The sequence below is a fragment of the Clostridium chrysemydis genome (genome assembly GCF_015234215.1).
Classification (GTDB): domain Bacteria; phylum Bacillota; class Clostridia; order Clostridiales; family Clostridiaceae; genus Clostridium; species Clostridium chrysemydis.
This window is the reverse complement of record NZ_JADEKP010000001.1, coordinates 451644-469203: the sequence shown is the minus strand read 5'-3', so window position 1 is coordinate 469203 and position 17560 is coordinate 451644. Positions and strand designations below refer to the sequence as shown.

The 17560-nt window shown below is 27.6% G+C and carries 19 protein-coding genes; 3 read left to right on the top strand and 16 right to left on the bottom strand.

Features of this window, described 5'->3' with window-relative positions; genetic code table 11:
* Nucleotides 1–133: 133 nt before the first annotated feature.
* Nucleotides 134–469, top strand: a complete 336-nt coding sequence (locus INR60_RS02300; RefSeq protein WP_194189859.1) for a PadR family transcriptional regulator — start codon at nucleotides 134–136, stop codon at nucleotides 467–469.
* A 1-nt stretch (nucleotide 470) separates the two neighbouring features.
* Nucleotides 471–1394 (top strand): permease prefix domain 1-containing protein, encoded by a 924-nt coding sequence (locus tag INR60_RS02295; protein ID WP_194189858.1) that lies wholly within the window; start codon nucleotides 471–473, stop codon nucleotides 1392–1394.
* Nucleotides 1395–1431: 37 nt separating this feature from the next.
* Here the strand turns inward: INR60_RS02295 and INR60_RS02290 are convergent, their stop codons facing one another.
* From INR60_RS02290 to INR60_RS02270, 5 genes are all read right to left on the bottom strand, one after another.
* A complete protein-coding gene (locus INR60_RS02290) occupies nucleotides 1432–1992 on the bottom strand; it encodes a hypothetical protein (protein WP_194189857.1) in 561 nt (186 codons plus the stop codon).
* Entirely contained in the window at nucleotides 1985–2719 is a 735-nt protein-coding gene (locus tag INR60_RS02285) for a protein kinase domain-containing protein (protein WP_194189856.1), read from the bottom strand. The genes INR60_RS02290 and INR60_RS02285 overlap by 8 nt, the downstream gene beginning before the upstream one ends.
* A gap of 29 nt (nucleotides 2720–2748) precedes the next feature.
* Entirely contained in the window at nucleotides 2749–3210 is a 462-nt protein-coding gene (locus tag INR60_RS02280; RefSeq protein WP_194189855.1) for a hypothetical protein, read from the bottom strand.
* Between the two features lie 127 nt (nucleotides 3211–3337).
* The gene (locus INR60_RS02275) at nucleotides 3338–3838 is read right to left on the bottom strand and encodes a GNAT family N-acetyltransferase (protein WP_194189854.1); all 501 of its coding nucleotides are present in this window, start codon (nucleotides 3836–3838) and stop codon (nucleotides 3338–3340) included.
* A gap of 64 nt (nucleotides 3839–3902) precedes the next feature.
* Nucleotides 3903–4721, bottom strand: coding sequence for a nitroreductase family protein (locus INR60_RS02270; RefSeq protein ID WP_194189853.1), 819 nt, complete (start codon nucleotides 4719–4721; stop codon nucleotides 3903–3905).
* A 148-nt stretch (nucleotides 4722–4869) separates the two neighbouring features.
* Between INR60_RS02270 and INR60_RS02265 the strand changes: the two genes are divergently transcribed.
* Nucleotides 4870–5760, top strand: coding sequence for a LysR family transcriptional regulator (locus INR60_RS02265; protein WP_194189852.1), 891 nt, complete (start codon nucleotides 4870–4872; stop codon nucleotides 5758–5760).
* A gap of 47 nt (nucleotides 5761–5807) precedes the next feature.
* Here the strand turns inward: INR60_RS02265 and INR60_RS02260 are convergent, their stop codons facing one another.
* The 11 genes from INR60_RS02260 to INR60_RS02210 form a co-directional block, all read right to left on the bottom strand.
* Nucleotides 5808–6497, bottom strand: coding sequence for a TraX family protein (locus INR60_RS02260; protein ID WP_194190954.1), 690 nt, complete (start codon nucleotides 6495–6497; stop codon nucleotides 5808–5810).
* Nucleotides 6498–6606: 109 nt separating this feature from the next.
* The gene (locus INR60_RS02255; protein WP_194189851.1) at nucleotides 6607–7032 is read right to left on the bottom strand and encodes a MarR family winged helix-turn-helix transcriptional regulator; all 426 of its coding nucleotides are present in this window, start codon (nucleotides 7030–7032) and stop codon (nucleotides 6607–6609) included.
* A gap of 138 nt (nucleotides 7033–7170) precedes the next feature.
* Nucleotides 7171–8100: a 2-dehydropantoate 2-reductase gene (locus INR60_RS02250; RefSeq protein WP_194189850.1), complete on the bottom strand. Its 930-nt coding sequence runs from the start codon at nucleotides 8098–8100 to the stop codon at nucleotides 7171–7173.
* A gap of 34 nt (nucleotides 8101–8134) precedes the next feature.
* Entirely contained in the window at nucleotides 8135–9199 is a 1065-nt protein-coding gene (locus INR60_RS02245; protein ID WP_194189849.1) for a PTS sugar transporter subunit IIC, read from the bottom strand.
* Nucleotides 9200–9679: 480 nt separating this feature from the next.
* Entirely contained in the window at nucleotides 9680–10822 is a 1143-nt protein-coding gene (locus tag INR60_RS02240; RefSeq protein WP_194189848.1) for a S41 family peptidase, read from the bottom strand.
* A 131-nt stretch (nucleotides 10823–10953) separates the two neighbouring features.
* Nucleotides 10954–11721, bottom strand: coding sequence for a phosphonoacetaldehyde hydrolase (gene phnX, locus INR60_RS02235; RefSeq protein ID WP_194189847.1), 768 nt, complete (start codon nucleotides 11719–11721; stop codon nucleotides 10954–10956).
* Nucleotides 11714–12808 carry a 2-aminoethylphosphonate--pyruvate transaminase gene (locus INR60_RS02230; RefSeq protein WP_194189846.1) on the bottom strand — a complete coding sequence of 365 codons (1095 nt, stop codon included), beginning with the start codon at nucleotides 12806–12808 and terminating at the stop codon, nucleotides 11714–11716. The genes phnX and INR60_RS02230 overlap by 8 nt, the downstream gene beginning before the upstream one ends.
* Before the next feature lie 13 nt (nucleotides 12809–12821).
* Nucleotides 12822–13811: an extracellular solute-binding protein gene (locus INR60_RS17470; protein WP_274380423.1), complete on the bottom strand. Its 990-nt coding sequence runs from the start codon at nucleotides 13809–13811 to the stop codon at nucleotides 12822–12824.
* 3 nt (nucleotides 13812–13814) lie between these two features.
* Complete coding sequence (locus tag INR60_RS17465) at nucleotides 13815–15437, bottom strand: ABC transporter permease subunit (protein WP_194189844.1); 1623 nt, start codon at nucleotides 15435–15437, stop codon at nucleotides 13815–13817.
* A complete protein-coding gene (locus INR60_RS02215) occupies nucleotides 15430–16182 on the bottom strand; it encodes an ABC transporter ATP-binding protein (RefSeq protein ID WP_194189843.1) in 753 nt (250 codons plus the stop codon). Before INR60_RS02215 ends, INR60_RS17465 begins: the two co-directional genes overlap by 8 nt.
* Before the next feature lie 420 nt (nucleotides 16183–16602).
* Nucleotides 16603–17559, bottom strand: coding sequence for an ABC transporter permease (locus tag INR60_RS02210; protein WP_194189842.1), 957 nt, complete (start codon nucleotides 17557–17559; stop codon nucleotides 16603–16605).
* Between the last annotated feature and the right edge of the window lies 1 nt (nucleotide 17560).

The following is a 17560-nucleotide window of genomic DNA, read 5'->3' as shown; positions in this document are numbered from 1 at the left end:
TTCGACCACCTCGAGTTATATATTAATTCCCTTTTGTTACGCCAATGTTGCATCTTTAATTACTTTTTTTATATTATTTGGAAAATATTACTTGACTATATTAAGTACTTAATAAAAGGAAGGGGTGTATACTTTGGAATTTGATAAAGAAGTCCTTAAGGGGTACATAGATTCAATAGTTTTATCAACTTTAAAAAGTGAAGATATGTATGGCTACTTAATTCTAAAGAAAATAAAAGAAATTTCAAATGACCAGTTTGAAATTAAAGAAGCTACACTTTACGTCTCATTAAAGAGGCTTGAAAAACGAGGTTTACTAAAAGGGTATTGGAATGATAGTTCTCCAACTAATGGAGGTAGACGAAGATATTATAAAATTACTAAAGATGGTCTTAACACACTAAAAGAAAACTCAAAAGAATGGAATATTTTAAAGATAATAATCGATAAATTTCTAGGGGGAAACTAAAATGAGTAATTTAGATCCAAAGGATTCAGAAACTAAAATTCTAAAAGAAGAAATGAAGTTTCATTTATATGATAAGATAAGCGATTTAATTAAGGAAGGTTATACAAAAGAAGAAAGTATTGATATAGCAATAAAAAGTTTTGGTGATGAAAATTCAGTTAAATCTGATATTAAAACTATAATAAAATCCCAAAGCAAATATACAAACATTTTAAAAAGAATAGCTTTATTTATTTTTTTACTTGGATTTATTTTAAAGGCTCTGTCAGTTTTTGAACTAAAAAAAGAACAAAATCAATTCTGGGTAGATTATGGTCCTACTTCTAATACTGTGATAGATTCTATAGCAAATGAAATAAAAAATAAAGAATCTTTAGATGAAGCATCTAGAACATCTATAGTAGATAAGTTAAATTCATTTAACAATGAATTTAATAACGGAATTCACCACCTTACTATATCTAAAGGAGACAACGTAGTTTTCGATTATAAAAAGAACATATCAGAAGATTTAAAGGGTTCTGGAAGCGGCGGTACTTATTTAGATAATGGTTTTACTATCACTTATGCAGACACACTAGAAAATGAATTTAGATCTAGCCTTGCATATAATTCTTACGATAGTATTGATGAAATTTCAAATTCACTTCATTATGTTTTAGATAAACTAGGATTTGTTTTCATATGCTCAGCTTTTGTTATGATGATAATGTATTATATTCAAGATTCTATTTTAAAAGAAAAGTTAACTAAATCTAAGATTATTATTTTATCTATCGAAACTTTTATTTTCTTCTTTTCTATAGTTTCAGATAAAGATATAATCTCTCTACTTTTTGTAATCTTTTTAATACTTAATTTAATATTAGAAAAACTTGCTCTTTTAAAACTAAAATCCACCGAAAACGCTACAGTAACTATTTAATTTATAAAGCTGCTGCAAAATATTGCAGCAGCTTATTTTATTTAAAAAGATAGATATCTCTTAAAAATCTTTCATAATTTTCCCTTTGAGTAAACTTATTATTTGGATAAATATTATTTGATAAAACTATCTTATTAAGCTTTTCTCCATTTAAATTCTCATCTAAAAAATAATTTTTTCTTTCGTAAAGGTGCCTTAATAATTTTCCAAGCCTGAAAAGTTCATCATAGTAACTACCGTAAGAAAATCCATCAAGTGCTTTGTCTACTCTTTTTTTATTTCTAAAAAATACTGACTTTGCAAGCCAACCTTTTTTTGCTACACCTTTTTTTGTTGAACTCTTTAAGATATTATTTATTTCTTTAGTGAATTCTGTAAATTCTCCATTTTCTAATTTTATTCCAACTATAGGATACCATAGCCCCTCTATTTTCCCATCATTTGTCCCAGAGGATCTATAATATGCTAAAGTAACTTTTTCGTATACACCATCAAAGTTTATAATAACATCTAAAAGTCCAATCATCCTAAAATGGTTCCTAGTATATATATTAGTCCTAAAACTTTCTTTATAAATTCTTATTATTTTGTTACTCATAGTATTTACCAGTATTTATACTAGAAATTAAAAAATCTAATACTCTTCTTATTTCGTTAGTATCTTTAAAACTATTTCTTTTTGACATTAACCTTTCAAGAAAATATTTTTCTTCTTTAGATATCTTAAGTTCCTCATACCAAGGCCTATCAATATAAGAACTAATATTATACTTCGTATAATAAAGATGAATTAAAAAATCACCTAAATACCAAAAATCTGAAACTCTTAAATCACTTCTACTATCTATAAATTTTGCTAACCCGAAATCAATTAGTGCTAAAGAATTATCTTCTTTAACAATTACATTTGGCAATCTTATATCTCTGTGTGCTACGTTGTTCCTTTGTAAGATTTCAATTATATCTAATAATTTATAGCATACTTTAAATATATCTCTTCTATTAAATTCTAAGTTTTCTTTATAAACTAAATCATCAAAAACTTTTCCTTCAATATATTCTAAAATATATCCTTCCCTATATTTATCTTTAAACGTTCCTATAAACTTAGGAAAAAATTTATAATTTAACCTTTCTAAGATCTCAATTTCGTATTTAATATTTCTTAAGCTTACCTTTAGCATTTCTTTTTTAAATTGCTTAATAACAACCTTTTTCCCATTCTTATCTATTCCTAAATAAGCAATTCCATATCTTCCTTGCCCTAAAAGTTTAACAAGTTTATAATTTTCTATCATTTGTCCTTTTAAAAAATACTTGTCCACTTTATATACCTAATCTTTAAAGATTAAATCTAATACCTAGTGTAATATCTTCTTTTCTTAGCGCTTTTTTCTCTTTTAGGACTTCTTAAATCACTTTCCCATATCCATGAAATAGATTCTTCCCTACTAGGCTTACTACTAAATGAATGACTCCATCTACTTCTCTTTGAATCCCTTGAATCAAAACTATCATATCTACTACTTTCTCTTGAGGAATCAGAACTAGTATAACTTCCACTATATGATTTTTTAGAACTTTTGTAATCACTACTATAAGAATTACTTCTACTTATGCTAGAAGAAGAACTTGACTTATAGCTATATGAATCCTCTCTGCTAAAGCTTCTGCTACTTGAACTACTACTTGAACTACTACTAAAATGTCTTCTATCTTCTGGGATATCAAAAGCGCTATAGCCTTCCTCTTTTTTTATATTCCTTCTTTTATAAAAACTATGGCCTCTACTTGATCTATCATAACCTCTTCTCACGATTAACACCTCTTATAATTAATATTAAAGTTTACCTAGTATATAGTATGTTTTAAATTCATTTTGTGTTACATAATGCTAATAACAAAAAATCACCTAAGAGATTTCCCTTAGGTGATTTTTCTTATTATATGTGATTTTCTATGTAATCTTTTTTAAATAAACTAACTAAAATTAAATCGTGATATTTGAAATCTTTATAGACTTCTTCTCTTAATTTGCCTTCTTCTTTAAATCCAACATTTTTGAAAGATTTAATTATATTTTCATCTAACTCGCTTACTTTAGCTTTTATTTTGTTTATATTGTATTCTCTAAACATCATATCGACTAATAGCTTTAATGCATCTTCTTCATACCCCTTGCCTAAAAGCCTTTTATCCTTGATCACAATTGAGATTTCTGTATTTCTATTTTTAACACTTGTGTTAGAAATAGAACAAATACCAATATAATCTCCTGTATGTGCATTTTCTATTGCAAAATGATAGTCCAAATTATTTTTCTTTTTTGCAAATAGTTCACTATACAATAATTCTTCAATACCTAAACAGTTAAAATCATTTTCTAATGATTTTAAAATTTCGTCCGAACATAACCTTAAAATTACCTTTTCCCCACTGTACATAGCTACCTCCTTTATTTCAGAGATATTATACTTCGTTTGGTTAATTTTGTCAATATATGTCGAATTATTTAAAAGTTACTTTTGCTTCTTTTCTTGGGACAGTTCTTTGATATTTTACGTTTGGATAACCAACTACCATACAGCTAACAATATTTTGATCTTCCTCTAAACCTAAAAATTCCATTATTTTTTTATTTGAAACTGCAGCTCTTTGGAAGAATCCACTAAAGAAAGTTCCAAGTCCTAAGGAGTCTATCATAAGTTCCATATTTGATGAAGCCAATCCACCATTTATAGGAGTTTTTGAAACTACTAAAATAACAACTGGTGCATTAAAGAATAATCCATCCTTTTTATTATCTTTTTTATATTCTTCAAACATATTGATCCATTTTCTTGCGTATCTTTCAAAAGGCTTTGTATCTTCATTTAGATTTTCAATTAAGTACTTACCTTTTTCAAAAAGGCTTTCCATAGCTAAATCTTTTAATTCATTTATCTTATCTTTAACTACTACATAAGATACATCTTGACTGTTTGTAGAAGTTTGAGTATATCTACCAGCTTCAATTATTTTCATTATTTTTTCGTCTTCAATTTCTTTATCTTTAAAGTTTCTAACACTTCTTCTAAATTTAATGAAGTTTAATAAATTTTCTGGCTCTACCTTAAATTCGTCTTCTTTATATTCTATAACCTCTTCCATAGTTTTCTCATCTGTAAAGACAGCATTCTTAGGACAAATAGCAATGCAGTGTCCACAATTAATACAAGCTTCATTTTTCACGAATGCTTTACCACTATTTAATTCTATATCTTTTACTGGACAATCTTTGATACAAAGAGTACACCCTATACATTTATCTCTATCTACTAACATCATAATTTTTTTCCTCCAAATTTTTGACTTATTCTAAGTTCAAATTTATAATTTATTGTATTATACATCACTATTTATATATAGGTCTAATTGAATTTTTTCATATAATTATAACTTTTAGTTATAAATAAAATTTTGCAGGTGAAATAGAATGAATTTACAACAACTAGAATACTTTAAAATAGTATCTGAAACTTTAAACTTTACTAAAGCTTCAAAGATATTATCTGTTACTCAACCAACCTTAAGTAAATCAATATCAAAGTTAGAAGAAGAATTAAATGTTAAATTATTTCAAAAGAAAGGAAGAAATATTATTTTAACTCCCTTTGGCGAGATATTTTTAAAACATGCAAATTTAGCTTTAATAGAAATAGAAACTGGAATTTCTAAAATAAATCAAAGACTTAAATGTGAAAATAAATCTTTATTAATCTCATCTACTCCAAGTGTTTCAAAATACTTTATGCCTTTTGTAATAACAGAGTTTTTAGATTATAACTCAAACCTTAAGATAAATTTTAATTATCAAAAAAAAGATGAAATACTATATGATTTAAAAAATGGGAAAATAGATTTAGGTTTTTACTATGGTTTTAAAAATGAAATTAACGATAAGTATATATTTTCTATTCCTATTAAAAAAGAAGACTACGTTATTATAGTTCCTAAAAATCATAAACTTTCTAGTAAGGATGAGATTTTTCTTAAAGACCTTAAAGAAGAAAAGTTTATAGCTTTTTGCGAAGAAAGAAATTCTGATGCTGTATCTTATGTTGATGTTTTAGGATATACTCCAAAGATTGCAGTTGAACCTAGTAATTCAAGTATGCTTGAAAGTTTAGTTTCAGCCGGCGCTGGAATATCTATAATTCCAAACACGCCTCTAATAAACAAAAATACTATTTCAACTATTAAAATAAAAGATAAAGTAGATAGTAAATATATATATATGGCATTTTTAAAAGACCATCCTTTATCAGACCAAGCAAAACTATTTAAAGATTTTATTTTAGAAAAATACAAAGTAAATATTAAATAAATTTAAGCCACTTATTTTTAAAAATAAGTGGCTTAAATTTGCTTTTATTAAAAACAAAATCTTGATATTAAAACTATTATTATTAAATGTAATGGATAGAATATGTAAAACATCCATTTAACAAATTTATTTCTAATTCCTAATTTTCCGTTATAAAGTAATATTAATGGAAGTGCAAAAACCATCATCCACCCATAATCATATAAAAATATCTGATCGTAAAAATTAGGTTGTCCTAAAGTTAAAATAACAGAAGATAAACTAAATAAAATATAAGTTAAACTTAAAATTAGCTTTTTATCTCTAAAGAAGTAAAATATATAAGTCATAAATAAACCAAAACCAGATGCTTCTGTAAATAATATTACTACAGACATTATTATAGTAAATATAATCCCCTTTGACTTATTTCCACCTTTTTTAACATATTCAAGTCCCATCATTATAGCAACTGAACATGCAAGGGATAAAAATATGTTGTTTTGTATTCCAAGTAAGCTATCCACTCCAAACATAAGGGCACCAAACAGTACTAATCTACTTAAGTACTTTCCCCTATCCCTTGTGTGATAGAACCCTTCTACTATCAAATAAAAGAAAATAGGTGCTGCTATTTTCCCTAAATATCCAAACCATATAGGGATACTATTCCCTGTTGGTCCATTTATATATGTATAAATATGGTCTAACACCATAGAGACTATTGCAATAACCTTTAAATTAAAAGAATTTAATATTTTCAAAACTAATTTCCCCTTTCTAACTTGTCTATAAAACAATTATACGAAAGGATTTATTATTCTCTTATTGATTTATGTTACGCGAACCTTACATTTTTGAAATCTTTTAATTTTCTTCTAAAATCCTAGCTGACTCATTTGTAAGTTTAGTTAAAGTATCATAGTTCTCTATTCCTAATAGTTCTTTATACTTATTATGTAGTTTTAATCTAAACCTTGAAATATCTTCTTGAATGTCCTCACCCTTTGTAGTTAAAAATATATGAGATAATTTCCCTTCTGACTTTCTTTCTACTAAACCCTTTATAACAAGCTTATCAATAAGCCTAGTTATAGTTGATGGCTTTAGATGAAGCTCTTCACATAGTTCTTTTTGGGTAATGCCTGGCTTAAATTTTACGCCAAGCAAAATATATACATATGATGGTGATAAACCTAAAGGCTTTAGTTCTTCATCAGCTATGTTTGCTGCTATTTTTTTTAATCTAGTTGCAGTGAAAAATAAACATCCACAGAAATTTTGTTCTAGCATATTGCCCTCCAAATAAAAATTAATATAATATCTATATTAAATATAAAAATTAAATTTTGCAACTAAATTAGTCCAAAATTTTACAAGTACCTACATAAAAAAAAGGAAGTTTAAAATAAACTTCCTTTTTAAATCAAATTATTTTATAAGTAATTGTTCTTTAGAATGAACTAATGAAGTTAATAAGTCATTATAAGGAGTAGCTATATTTAACTCTTTTCCTTTTTTAGCTATATAACCATTTATATAGTCTATTTCTGTTAAACGCTTATTTTGAATTAAGTCTTGATGCATTGAAGGATAATGTGCTCCAGCTTGACTTGGATCATATATCGCTTCTATTCCTCTTGCAACTTCTTCTACGTTTAAAGTAACTCCGTAAGTTTTAGCTACATTTGAAAACTCTTCAATTATCTTTCTGATTAATTCTCTAGACTCTTTTAATTCACCAAATTCTTTTATATTACAATCTAGTATAGTACAAGTACTATTTAGTGTACCATTTACACAAGCTTTTCTCCAAATTGAGAATATAACGTCACTACTATAGTGAGCTTTCAGTCCTGCTAAATTTAATACATCACAGATTTCTCTAGCTTCTACTTCCATTTTAGGATCTAAGTTTTGAACTTCTAAGCTTCCATCTCCAGTTAAAAGTACATGTCCTGGTCCTTTAAGTCCAGCTGTCCATAAAGTAACACCCATTAATATATTTTTACTATCAACATATTCAGCTATAGTTTCATTGTGCCCTAATCCATTTAATAGACATAATACTCTTGTATTTTCGCCTAATATTCCTTTTATTGATTCAAGCATTGGTCTTAATCCCATTGATTTTGTAAATAAAACTACAAGATCTGGAACTTCTTTTGCCTCTTCTGGAAGCATTGCTGGTATTTTAACCTGTTTTATCTCCCCGTTTTCTTCAACTGAAAGACCTTCTTTATTAATAGTGTCAACATGATCTTTCCATGCATCAACTAAAAATACATCATTTCCAGCGTTTTGTAACATATATCCGAAACGTGAGCCCATAGCTCCTGCCCCTACTATTCCTATCTTCATATAGAACACTCTCCTTATTTTATCTAATAGTTAATTAAATATATTTAAAAATTTTATCGTCGTATAATTTTAAAACTTTTCTACAGAATAAATCTATTAAAAATGCACCAACAAATGGTATAACTATAAATGCAATAACTGCACTAGCTATAGCAAGTCCAACACTTGCAGTAGATCCATTAATAGCTGCAAGAGGTCCAACTAACCCTACTAGTCCAAACCCTGCACTATTTGGAGTACCTAAAATATTTAAGAAATATCCGCCTATTCCACAAAGTATTCCATTTGCTATAATTGGAACTGCGATTATTGGATATGTAACTAAGTTTGGCATCATCATTTTCATAGCACCAAGTAAAACTGATAAAGTAACTCCACTTTGATTAATTCTTCTTGACCCTACTACTAATACTGCAGTACAAGCTGCTACTCCTATTGCTGCAGCACCTGCTCCAAGTCCTGTTATACCAATAGCTATTCCTATAGCTACTGTTGAGATTGGAGATATTATTAAAATTGCAAATGATACACTAATTAGTATGCACATTAATAAAGGTTGTAATGTTGTAAATTTATTCATAACTGCACCTATTCCAACAGTTATCTCTCTAACATATGGTAGCATAAGCATACCGATAACACCAACACCTGCACCTGCTATAATTGGTAATAAAAGAATTGTTAAAGAACCAAGTTTATCACCAATAGCTCTTATTACTAGAACAGCTATACATGAAACTAGCATTATATTTATTAAATCACCAATACCAACTAGCATTACTCCATTTTCTGTTACTTTAAAAGCACCTGAACCTAAAAATACTGCACACCCAACTATTACAGATTGCATTGCATTAAAACTAAATTGTAAACCTACTAAAACTCCAACTAATATAGGAACTACAAATTGCATTATGTTTACTGCATTATATAGAGTTTGAAATATTGGAGAAACTCCTATAAGCCCTTTAAAAATCGATCCTAAAATTGCATTTGGAATAAGTCCTACAACTATCCCTGTTGCTGTACCTGCTAAAATCTTATTTAAATAATCTTTAGCTGTAAGCCTGTCTTTATTTTTTGTGTTTTCTTTTGTCATTTTAATCTTCATCCTTCAAAAATAAATTTGTTTGTTTATTATTTGTCATTAAAATTCAACATTTTTTCTTTTAAATTTTAAAAATCACTAGTAATTTTATTTAGTTAATCGTTTAAATTTAGTAAAAGTACGTTTTAGTTTTACTCATTTGTATGTACAACTAACTTCTTCGTTAATAATATATCATACTTTATTTTTATTTTGCAATACATTTTTTAATATTTTTTTAAAAATATTAAGTTTAATTTGTATACTTTAATTTCTGAAAAATTTTTACTAAAAAAAGGCTAGTCAAACTAACCTTTGTTATTTATTCATATTCACTATATAAAACACTGGATCTTCATAAAACTTTAGCTTTATATCTGGTTCTAAAGTTTTTTCATCGGACTTTTCTTTATTTGGTCTTATAAATTTTTTATGAGATACCATTCCAATTATTTTACTGTTTTTAAGCTGATACTGTATAATATCGCCATATTATGAAGGCATATTTTCACTACTGCTTCCTACAATAACCCCTAAATTACCATCTCTAACTAAGGTTCCAAGCCAAGTTGCTGAACTGAATGTGTTAGCATTTGTTATAACATATAGCTTTATATTTTCATTTTTCTTTGAATAATTACTTCCTTCTAAATCAACGTATCCAGTTTCTTTTAAATACCCTCTTTGTTCTTTTGCAAGTTTTGAATACCTTATCTTTTGTGAGAAACTTCCACACTCCATACCCATAGCATTTAGTAATTCCTCACAGGCCTTTGAATCTCCTCCTGGATTATCACGAACATCTACTATTACATTTTTAACTCCATTATTTAATTCAACCTTTAAATTCTCAATAAGAGTATTTAAACTATCATTAACTGTGCAAATCTGAAATTTTATATAATAATTATCTTTATCTATTTTTTCACCATAAATCTCACGACTTAAAGGTTTACTTATACTTCTGATAAAAGGAATACTTATATTTTTTATTATCTCTCCATCTTTAACCTTTAATATTACTTCCTCTTTAGGTTTTACTCCTAAATAATCTAATACTTTCTTTCCTTTAAGATAATTTTCTATATTTTTGTTTTCTCCAGAATTATTTTCATACGGGAATATTTCATTAATTCCAGATTTTAATCTTTTTATATTAACGCCATTTATTTCTACTACCTCTTGATTAGTTAACTTATTATCTTCATCTAATAACTTTAATTTTGAATCTAAATAAACCCAATTTACATTTAATTTCTCATCCTCTTTCCATCCTATTGCTGTATGCTTGTCCTCTAAAGATGTAAGATACTTAGAAACTTCTACTTGAAAATCAGAAGTTAACATTCCCTTATTAGTATTTTTTATAAACCTCTCCTTTGCTTCCCTATATTTTTTATTAACCCCTTCTAAAAAAATAGGGTGAGTATCCTCTATTATATTTATTAGTTCTTCTCTATCTTCTATAACTTTTTCTTTACTGATATTTTTTGATAAAACAACTCTTCCATTTGGAACAAATTCTTTAGGTTTAGCTAAACTTATAGGATAATTATTATATGAGTATACAAAAGAAATCCCAACTATTAAAAGTAATACACAAATTATACCAAAAATTATTCTCTTTTTTCTCAATCGCCTTCTCCTTTCGTTAAATACTATTAATATTTTATCATAAAATAACTTTTCATCTAACTAATTCCATTTAATAAAGTATAATATAAAAAAACGCACCTAAAAATCAGTACGCTTTTACTTTAGATATTTTAAATTAAATTACAGATTTCTCTTATATCATCTACTACGTGATCTGCTCCTATATTTAAAAAACCTTCTCTAACTCTTTCTCTAGCCTCTCTTTTTTTAGAATCACTTAAAGAGTCATATTCCTCTTTAGAAAGCCCCATATTTGAACTTCCAACAGTTATTCCAACAGTTGTAACTCCAGCATTTTTACCTTCTAGAATATCTGAATTAGTATCTCCAACTTTAATAATTTCTTTTGGAGATAAAATTTTAAGTTCTTCCATATTTCTAAAAATCATATAAGGATAAGGTCTTCCAAGTGAATTTGTAGAGTCTGGAGTAATATAAAAGTCTGGGCTATAGCCCTTTTTCTTAGCTTCACTAACTACTATTTCCATCATTTTGTCTGTGTAACCTGTAGTTGACCCTATCTTTATCCCTCTTTCTCTTAGAGTTTTTATAGTTTCTAATACATTAGGTTTTATATCCGTATAATCTTTTAAAGATTTTAAAAGTGCTGGTTCAAACTCTTTATATAAATTATTTACATCATCTTCTGTAAAATCTCTTTTATATTTAAACTTCCACTCATTTCTTATTCTTTCCATCTTTAACATTTCTCTTATATGGTCTATTTTAAGCATCCCCATAGGTAATCTTGCTTCCTCATTAGTTACATCGATTCCCGCATCTTTAAATATTTGAATAAACACATTAACTGGTGCAAAACACCCAAAGTCTACAGTAGTTCCAGCCCAATCAAAGATTACACATTTTATATTATTCATTTATTTCACCTCTTAAATATTTTTTAGTGGCCTCATATAGCCTTTCTACATCATCTAAATAAATTTCTCCTATATTTCCTATTCTAAAAGTATTTATATCTGTTAATTTACCTGGATATATTACAAATCCCTCTTCTTTCATAAATTTATAAAATGAATCAAATTCGAAATTTTCTTTTGGATATAAAAATGTTGTTATTATAGGCGATTGCTTTTTTTCATCTATATATGATTCTATTCCAAGTTCTTTAAAAGCCAATCTTATCACGTCATTATTTTTTTTATATCTTAAATGCCTAGATTCTACACCCCCTTCTTCCTTTAACTCATCTAAGGCTTTAGAAAAAGCTGCTACAACATGAGTCGGTGATGTAAACCTCCACTTTCCGTCTTTCATTCCAATGTATTGATCATACAAATCTAAAGAAAGACTTTTAGAAACTCCCTTGCACCTATTAAGCGCTTCTTTATTTGAGATAATAAATCCAAAGCCTGGAACTCCTTGAATGCATTTGTTTGCACTACTTATAAGAAAATCTATCTTTAAAGATTTTATATCTATATCTATTCCACCAAAACTACTCATCGCATCTATAATCAATATTTTTTTAAACTCTTTAGAAAGTTTTGATACCTCTTCTATAGGATTTAAAATACCAGTAGTAGTTTCGCAGTGTACCATAGCTATATGAGTTATCTTAGGATCATTTTTTAATATTCTTTTTATAACTTCCATATTAGGATATTTATCATACTCTACTTCATAAATTGCAGTATTTAACTCCATCATCCTTGCCATAGAGATTATTCTCTCTCCATAAGCTCCATTTGATATAATTAAACACTTATCTGTTTTTTTCACCGAAGAATGTAATACTGACTCTACAGAAAAGCTTCCACCTCCTTGCATAAGAACTGCTGTATATTCATCTTCATCTACTTTTCCTATATCTAATAAATCTTTTATTATCTTTCTAGTAATAGCTTTATAATCCTCATCCCAAGTGCATCTATCTTTAAGCATTTCCCTTTTTACAGTTTCTGTTGTTGTAAGTGGTCCTGGTGTTAGTAATTTATAATTTTCCATATAATTTTCCCCCTTAATTTCCCATAGCCTTTTTGAAAATATCTTGATGCTCTTTTAATAAATCAACTGTAAGTTTTTCTTTATAAACTTTGCTATACTTTGGATTATATTTTTCATCTACTTTTTCACCTTTATATAAAGCTACTGGGTAATATTTTATAAGCTCACTTCTACTTTTTTCGATTATAGTTTTTGCAATTTCCATAGATAACTTATTCTTTTCTTCTCCCTTATCTACAACAGCTATAGATTCAGTTAAAGAATAATTACCTTCTACTGGGTCTATATAATCTATAGGTAACCCATTTGCTTTATCGAAAACGCCTTGATGCCTTAATCCAAAACCAGCTAAAACTTCTCCAGCTCTTACTTTTTTAATAGGCCCTGAACCTGAACTTTCTATATGTGGTCCTGCATTTACTACTAACCCTTTTAAAACCTCTTCACCTTCCTTTTCACCATACTCTGAAATTACAGCTTGTACTAAAAGCCATGCTGTAGAAGAATCTAGTATGTTTGGAATAGATATTAGATTTTTATACTTAGGGTCAGTTAAATCTTTTATAGATTTTGGCTCTTCAAACCCTTTTTCCTTTAATACCTTTGTATTAATAAATATTGCCCCTGTATTTGCTAATATAGGCGTATAATAAGCTGGATACCTTTCACTTGAATTAGTGTCAAATGTTAAATCTACAAACATTTTATTTTTATCTTCTGCACTCTCTATATAGTAAGAACTCATAGTTACAACATCTGCTTCAATTGACTTTCCTTCTGCTAAAAGCTTACCTCCAAGTTCTGACGTTCCCATACCCGTTATAATAAATTTATCTTTAAACCCTGAATTATTAAGAGAATCTTCCATAGTTTTTATACATTCTTCATCTGAATTTGTATAAATTATAACTTTCTCTTCTTCTTTACTTGTGCACCCTTGAAATAATCCTAAACTCATTATTATTAAAAGTCCTAAAGCTAAAATTCCTTTTCTTTTTATCATCATTTACACCCCATCTTTTTTATTTTGATAAAATTCGCAAATAAGTTTTACAAATAAATTAGTTAAAAATATAAGAATTGATAATATAAAAATTTCATTAAACTTAGCGTAATGCTGAAGCTCTTTTATTTTTGTTGTTATAACAGCACTCTTTGAACCTACTAAGAAAATTATTGCACTTATAGTTACCATAGAATTTATAAAATAATAGCTAAACATTTCAACTATAGTTTTAAATGAATTTGGGATAATAACCCTATAAAGAGTTTTAAAAAAGCTATCTCCCATAAGTTCTCCTGTAGTTTCAAATCCTTTGTTTAATTTACTTAAAGATCCCTTTGCCATAAGGTATGGAGCTGCAAAAAAGTGAACTATATTACAAATAATTATAAGAATTAAGCTTCCCTTTAAGCTGCTCTTATTAAATAAGAGTAAATAAGATAACCCTAAAACCATCCCTGGAATTGTATTTGTAATAATTGATATAGTATCAATACTTCCTTTAGGTTTAGATTTTAAATTGCTTCTTGTATTTAAAACCGCTGCAAGATAGGCTAAAGTCACGCCAAATACTCCTGAAAATAAAGATACAACTATAGAATTTCTAAAAGTCTCAATTAAATTATTAGAAGTTAAAGTGCTCTTTACGTGATCTAAGGTAAAGGTCATATCATAAGGAAAGTTTTTCATAAATGGAGATATAAACATAACTAAAAACACACCAAAAATTAATAATGCAGAAATTAATGATATTATAGAAAATCCTATATCTCTAAAATTATTTTTCCTAAGTTCTATATCTGAAATTTTGTCATAATTAAAATTAAATCTTTCAAGGTAATTTAATAGAATGATTCCAAACACAGCTGGAATTAACATAATTATTGCAATAGCCGCTCCCCCATTAAAATCAGGTATTGCCCCAAGCATAACTTGATAAAGAGTTGTTGATACTACTTCAAAATTCCCTCCTACAGCTGCAGGAATCCCAAAGTCTGTAAAGCTTAATATAAAAGAAAGAACAAATGCACAGCCTATACTTCCTATTAAAGGCCTTATTACTGTATTTTTTATAGTTCTAAATTTAGAATCTCCCATTAAATTAGATACTGTTAAAAACTTTTTATCTATATATCTAAAAGAATTATTTATTAAAAGGTAAGCTGTAGGCAGTGTATATATCATATATCCTATAAGTAGTCCCTTAGGACCATAGATTTCAAATAGTTCTCTATTAAAAATTTTAGTTAAAAGTCCCTGTTTTCCAAAAGAATAAATTATTGCAAAACCATAAGTAATAGTTGGAAGTAACATTGGAATAAACATAGCTATATTAACTAATTTTTTTATTCTTTTTGGCATGTTTGAAAAATTAATTCCATAAGCCAAAATAAACGCTATAAAAGTAACTATAATTCCATTTAAAAATGAAATACCTACGCTATTTTTTATAGACCTTAAAAGTACTTTATCCGATAGATACTTAGTATAATTACTTAATGTAAACCCTTCGTAATTTCTAAAAGAGTCAAATACTAAGATAAATAATGGAACTAACAAAAATAGTAGAAAAAATAAAAGTATAAAACTATAAATAAATTTAAATTCCTTTTTAGTTTTATCCATAACACTCACCAAATAACTTAAAGATATTTTCTTTCTTTATCATAAGCTGATTTATAATAAACTTTGAAACAAACTCATTACTCGGATTTTCTATAACTTCCTTTGGAGTTCCAAACTGAGATATTTTGCCTTCGTCAATAATAAGGACTTTGTCTGATAAAGTTAGCGCCTCTTCTGGGTCGTGAGTTACTATAATTGTAGTAAGTTTAAATTCTTTAGAAATACTTTTAATCTTGTCTTTTATAGACTCTTTAATTACTCCATCTAAAGCACTTAAAGGTTCATCTAAAAGTAAAACTTTAGGTTTTAAAACTAATGTCCTTGCTATAGATACCCTTTGTTTTTGCCCTCCTGATAACTCACTTATCTTTTTATCTAGATGATTTTCTAATTCTAAAAATTTAATTATATCTTCTACTTCTTCTTTAGTCGAAGCTCCCTTATTATTTTTTAAACCATAAACTATATTTTGATAAGCATTTAAATTTGGAAAAAGTGCATAATCTTGAAAAACTATATTAAAACCTCTATTTTTCATAGATACATTTGTTAAATCTTTTTCCTTAAATAAAATCGTACCTTCATCTTGTTTTGTAAGACCTAATATAATATTTAAAAGAGTTGTCTTTCCAGAGCCGCTCTTTCCAAGGAGGGAAACTATTTCACCTTCTCTTATATCTAAGCTAACGCCATCTAGCACTTTTTTATTTCCAAAACTTTTAGTTATATTTTTTAATTTCAACATCTTCTTAACCTCCGATCTACTTTTACTATAAGCTAACGTTGTAAAAGGAAAATTATGCCTATGTTAATAAATGTAAAATTAAAATTAAAAAGGATAAGCTTTAAGCTTATCCTTTTAGTAATACCTATATTATTGTTATTAAATCTAATCAATGCATCAGATTTTCAAATCCATCTAACGCATTATTCTTAAGGCTTAGAATAAAATCTTTTAAATCTTTATCTTCTTTAAATCTTTGTTATGTTTTAAAATATAATAGTTTTTAATTTATCTTTTTCTTTTTTAAATTTACACTTTAAGATATCATTTTTAAAAATAATTCTTAAATTATAAAGATTTAAGTTAAATTTGTTAATTTATTACTCAGCCCTTTTAACCTTTTTCTAATATTTCTAAACTAAATCTAACAAATAATATTAATTATCTCTTTCCTGCATCAAAAGGTTCTCCAGCTGCCTTTGGTGCCCTTGAAGATTTTGAAAAAACTATTAAAGCTAAAAGTGTAACTACGTACGGGAATATTTTTAAATATACAGGAGGTATAGCTTGAAGAGATGATATAACCCCTGATACATTAGCTATAGTAGTTGCTATTCCAAAAAACATAGTAGCACCTAAAATTCCAAACGGCTTCCACTGACCAAATATAAGTGCAGCTAATGCTAAAAATCCGAGTCCTGCTACACTTCCGTTAAATTCTCCAGCATAAGTTACAATAATTATTGCACCTCCAAGTGCCGAAAGTCCACCTGAAATTATTACTCCAATATATCTCATTTTATACACGCTAATTCCAGCTGAAGCTGCCGCTTGAGGATGTTCTCCACAAGCTCTTAGTCTCATTCCAAAGCTAGTTTTATAAAGTATTACTGCACTTAAAACCACTATTAAAAGTACAAGCCAAGTAGTTATATAAGTATTTGTAAAAAATAAGGGTCCTATTATAGGTATCTTTGAAAGAAGTGGTATATCTTTTGGTACAAATCCCATTTTGATACCTATATTTCCGCTACCTGTAATGCTTCTAGCTAAAAATATTGTAAGTGATCCTGCTATCATATTAATTGCAGTTCCGCTAATTACCTGATTTGCGCAAAGATTTATACTTGCAAAAGCATGTAAAAGAGAAAATATTGCACCTACTAAAAAAGCTACTAAAAGCCCTAGCCAAAGGTGAATGTTACTTCCACTTGGAACTTTATCTTGCATATTAACTATAGTAAAGGCACCTGCAAAAGATCCTACAATCATAAATCCATCAAGCCCTATATTAACAACTCCACTTCGTTCGCAATATAAAGCTCCTAAAGCAGTAATTAATAAAGGTGCCATATATGCCATGGCATAGGGAAATATTTGTTCAATAGTTTCAAGCATT

Bases quoted from the DNA above. Each gene is read 5' to 3' on its own strand.
- INR60_RS02295 (WP_194189858.1), top strand. From the start codon at position 471: ATGAGTAATTTAGATCCAAAGGATTCAGAAACTAAAATTCTAAAAGAA.
- INR60_RS02290 (WP_194189857.1), bottom strand. From the start codon at position 1,992: ATGAGTAACAAAATAATAAGAATTTATAAAGAAAGTTTTAGGACTAAT.
- INR60_RS02275 (WP_194189854.1), bottom strand. From the start codon at position 3,838: ATGTACAGTGGGGAAAAGGTAATTTTAAGGTTATGTTCGGACGAAATT.
- INR60_RS02270 (WP_194189853.1), bottom strand. From the start codon at position 4,721: ATGATGTTAGTAGATAGAGATAAATGTATAGGGTGTACTCTTTGTATC.
- INR60_RS02265 (WP_194189852.1), top strand. From the start codon at position 4,870: ATGAATTTACAACAACTAGAATACTTTAAAATAGTATCTGAAACTTTA.
- INR60_RS02255 (WP_194189851.1), bottom strand. From the start codon at position 7,032: ATGCTAGAACAAAATTTCTGTGGATGTTTATTTTTCACTGCAACTAGA.
- INR60_RS02250 (WP_194189850.1), bottom strand. From the start codon at position 8,100: ATGAAGATAGGAATAGTAGGGGCAGGAGCTATGGGCTCACGTTTCGGA.
- INR60_RS02245 (WP_194189849.1), bottom strand. From the start codon at position 9,199: ATGACAAAAGAAAACACAAAAAATAAAGACAGGCTTACAGCTAAAGAT.
- phnX (WP_194189847.1), bottom strand. From the start codon at position 11,721: ATGAATAATATAAAATGTGTAATCTTTGATTGGGCTGGAACTACTGTA.
- INR60_RS02230 (WP_194189846.1), bottom strand. From the start codon at position 12,808: ATGGAAAATTATAAATTACTAACACCAGGACCACTTACAACAACAGAA.
- INR60_RS17470 (WP_274380423.1), bottom strand. From the start codon at position 13,811: ATGATAAAAAGAAAAGGAATTTTAGCTTTAGGACTTTTAATAATAATG.
- INR60_RS17465 (WP_194189844.1), bottom strand. From the start codon at position 15,437: ATGGATAAAACTAAAAAGGAATTTAAATTTATTTATAGTTTTATACTT.
- INR60_RS02215 (WP_194189843.1), bottom strand. From the start codon at position 16,182: ATGTTGAAATTAAAAAATATAACTAAAAGTTTTGGAAATAAAAAAGTG.
- INR60_RS02210 (WP_194189842.1), bottom strand. From the start codon at position 17,559: ATGCTTGAAACTATTGAACAAATATTTCCCTATGCCATGGCATATATG.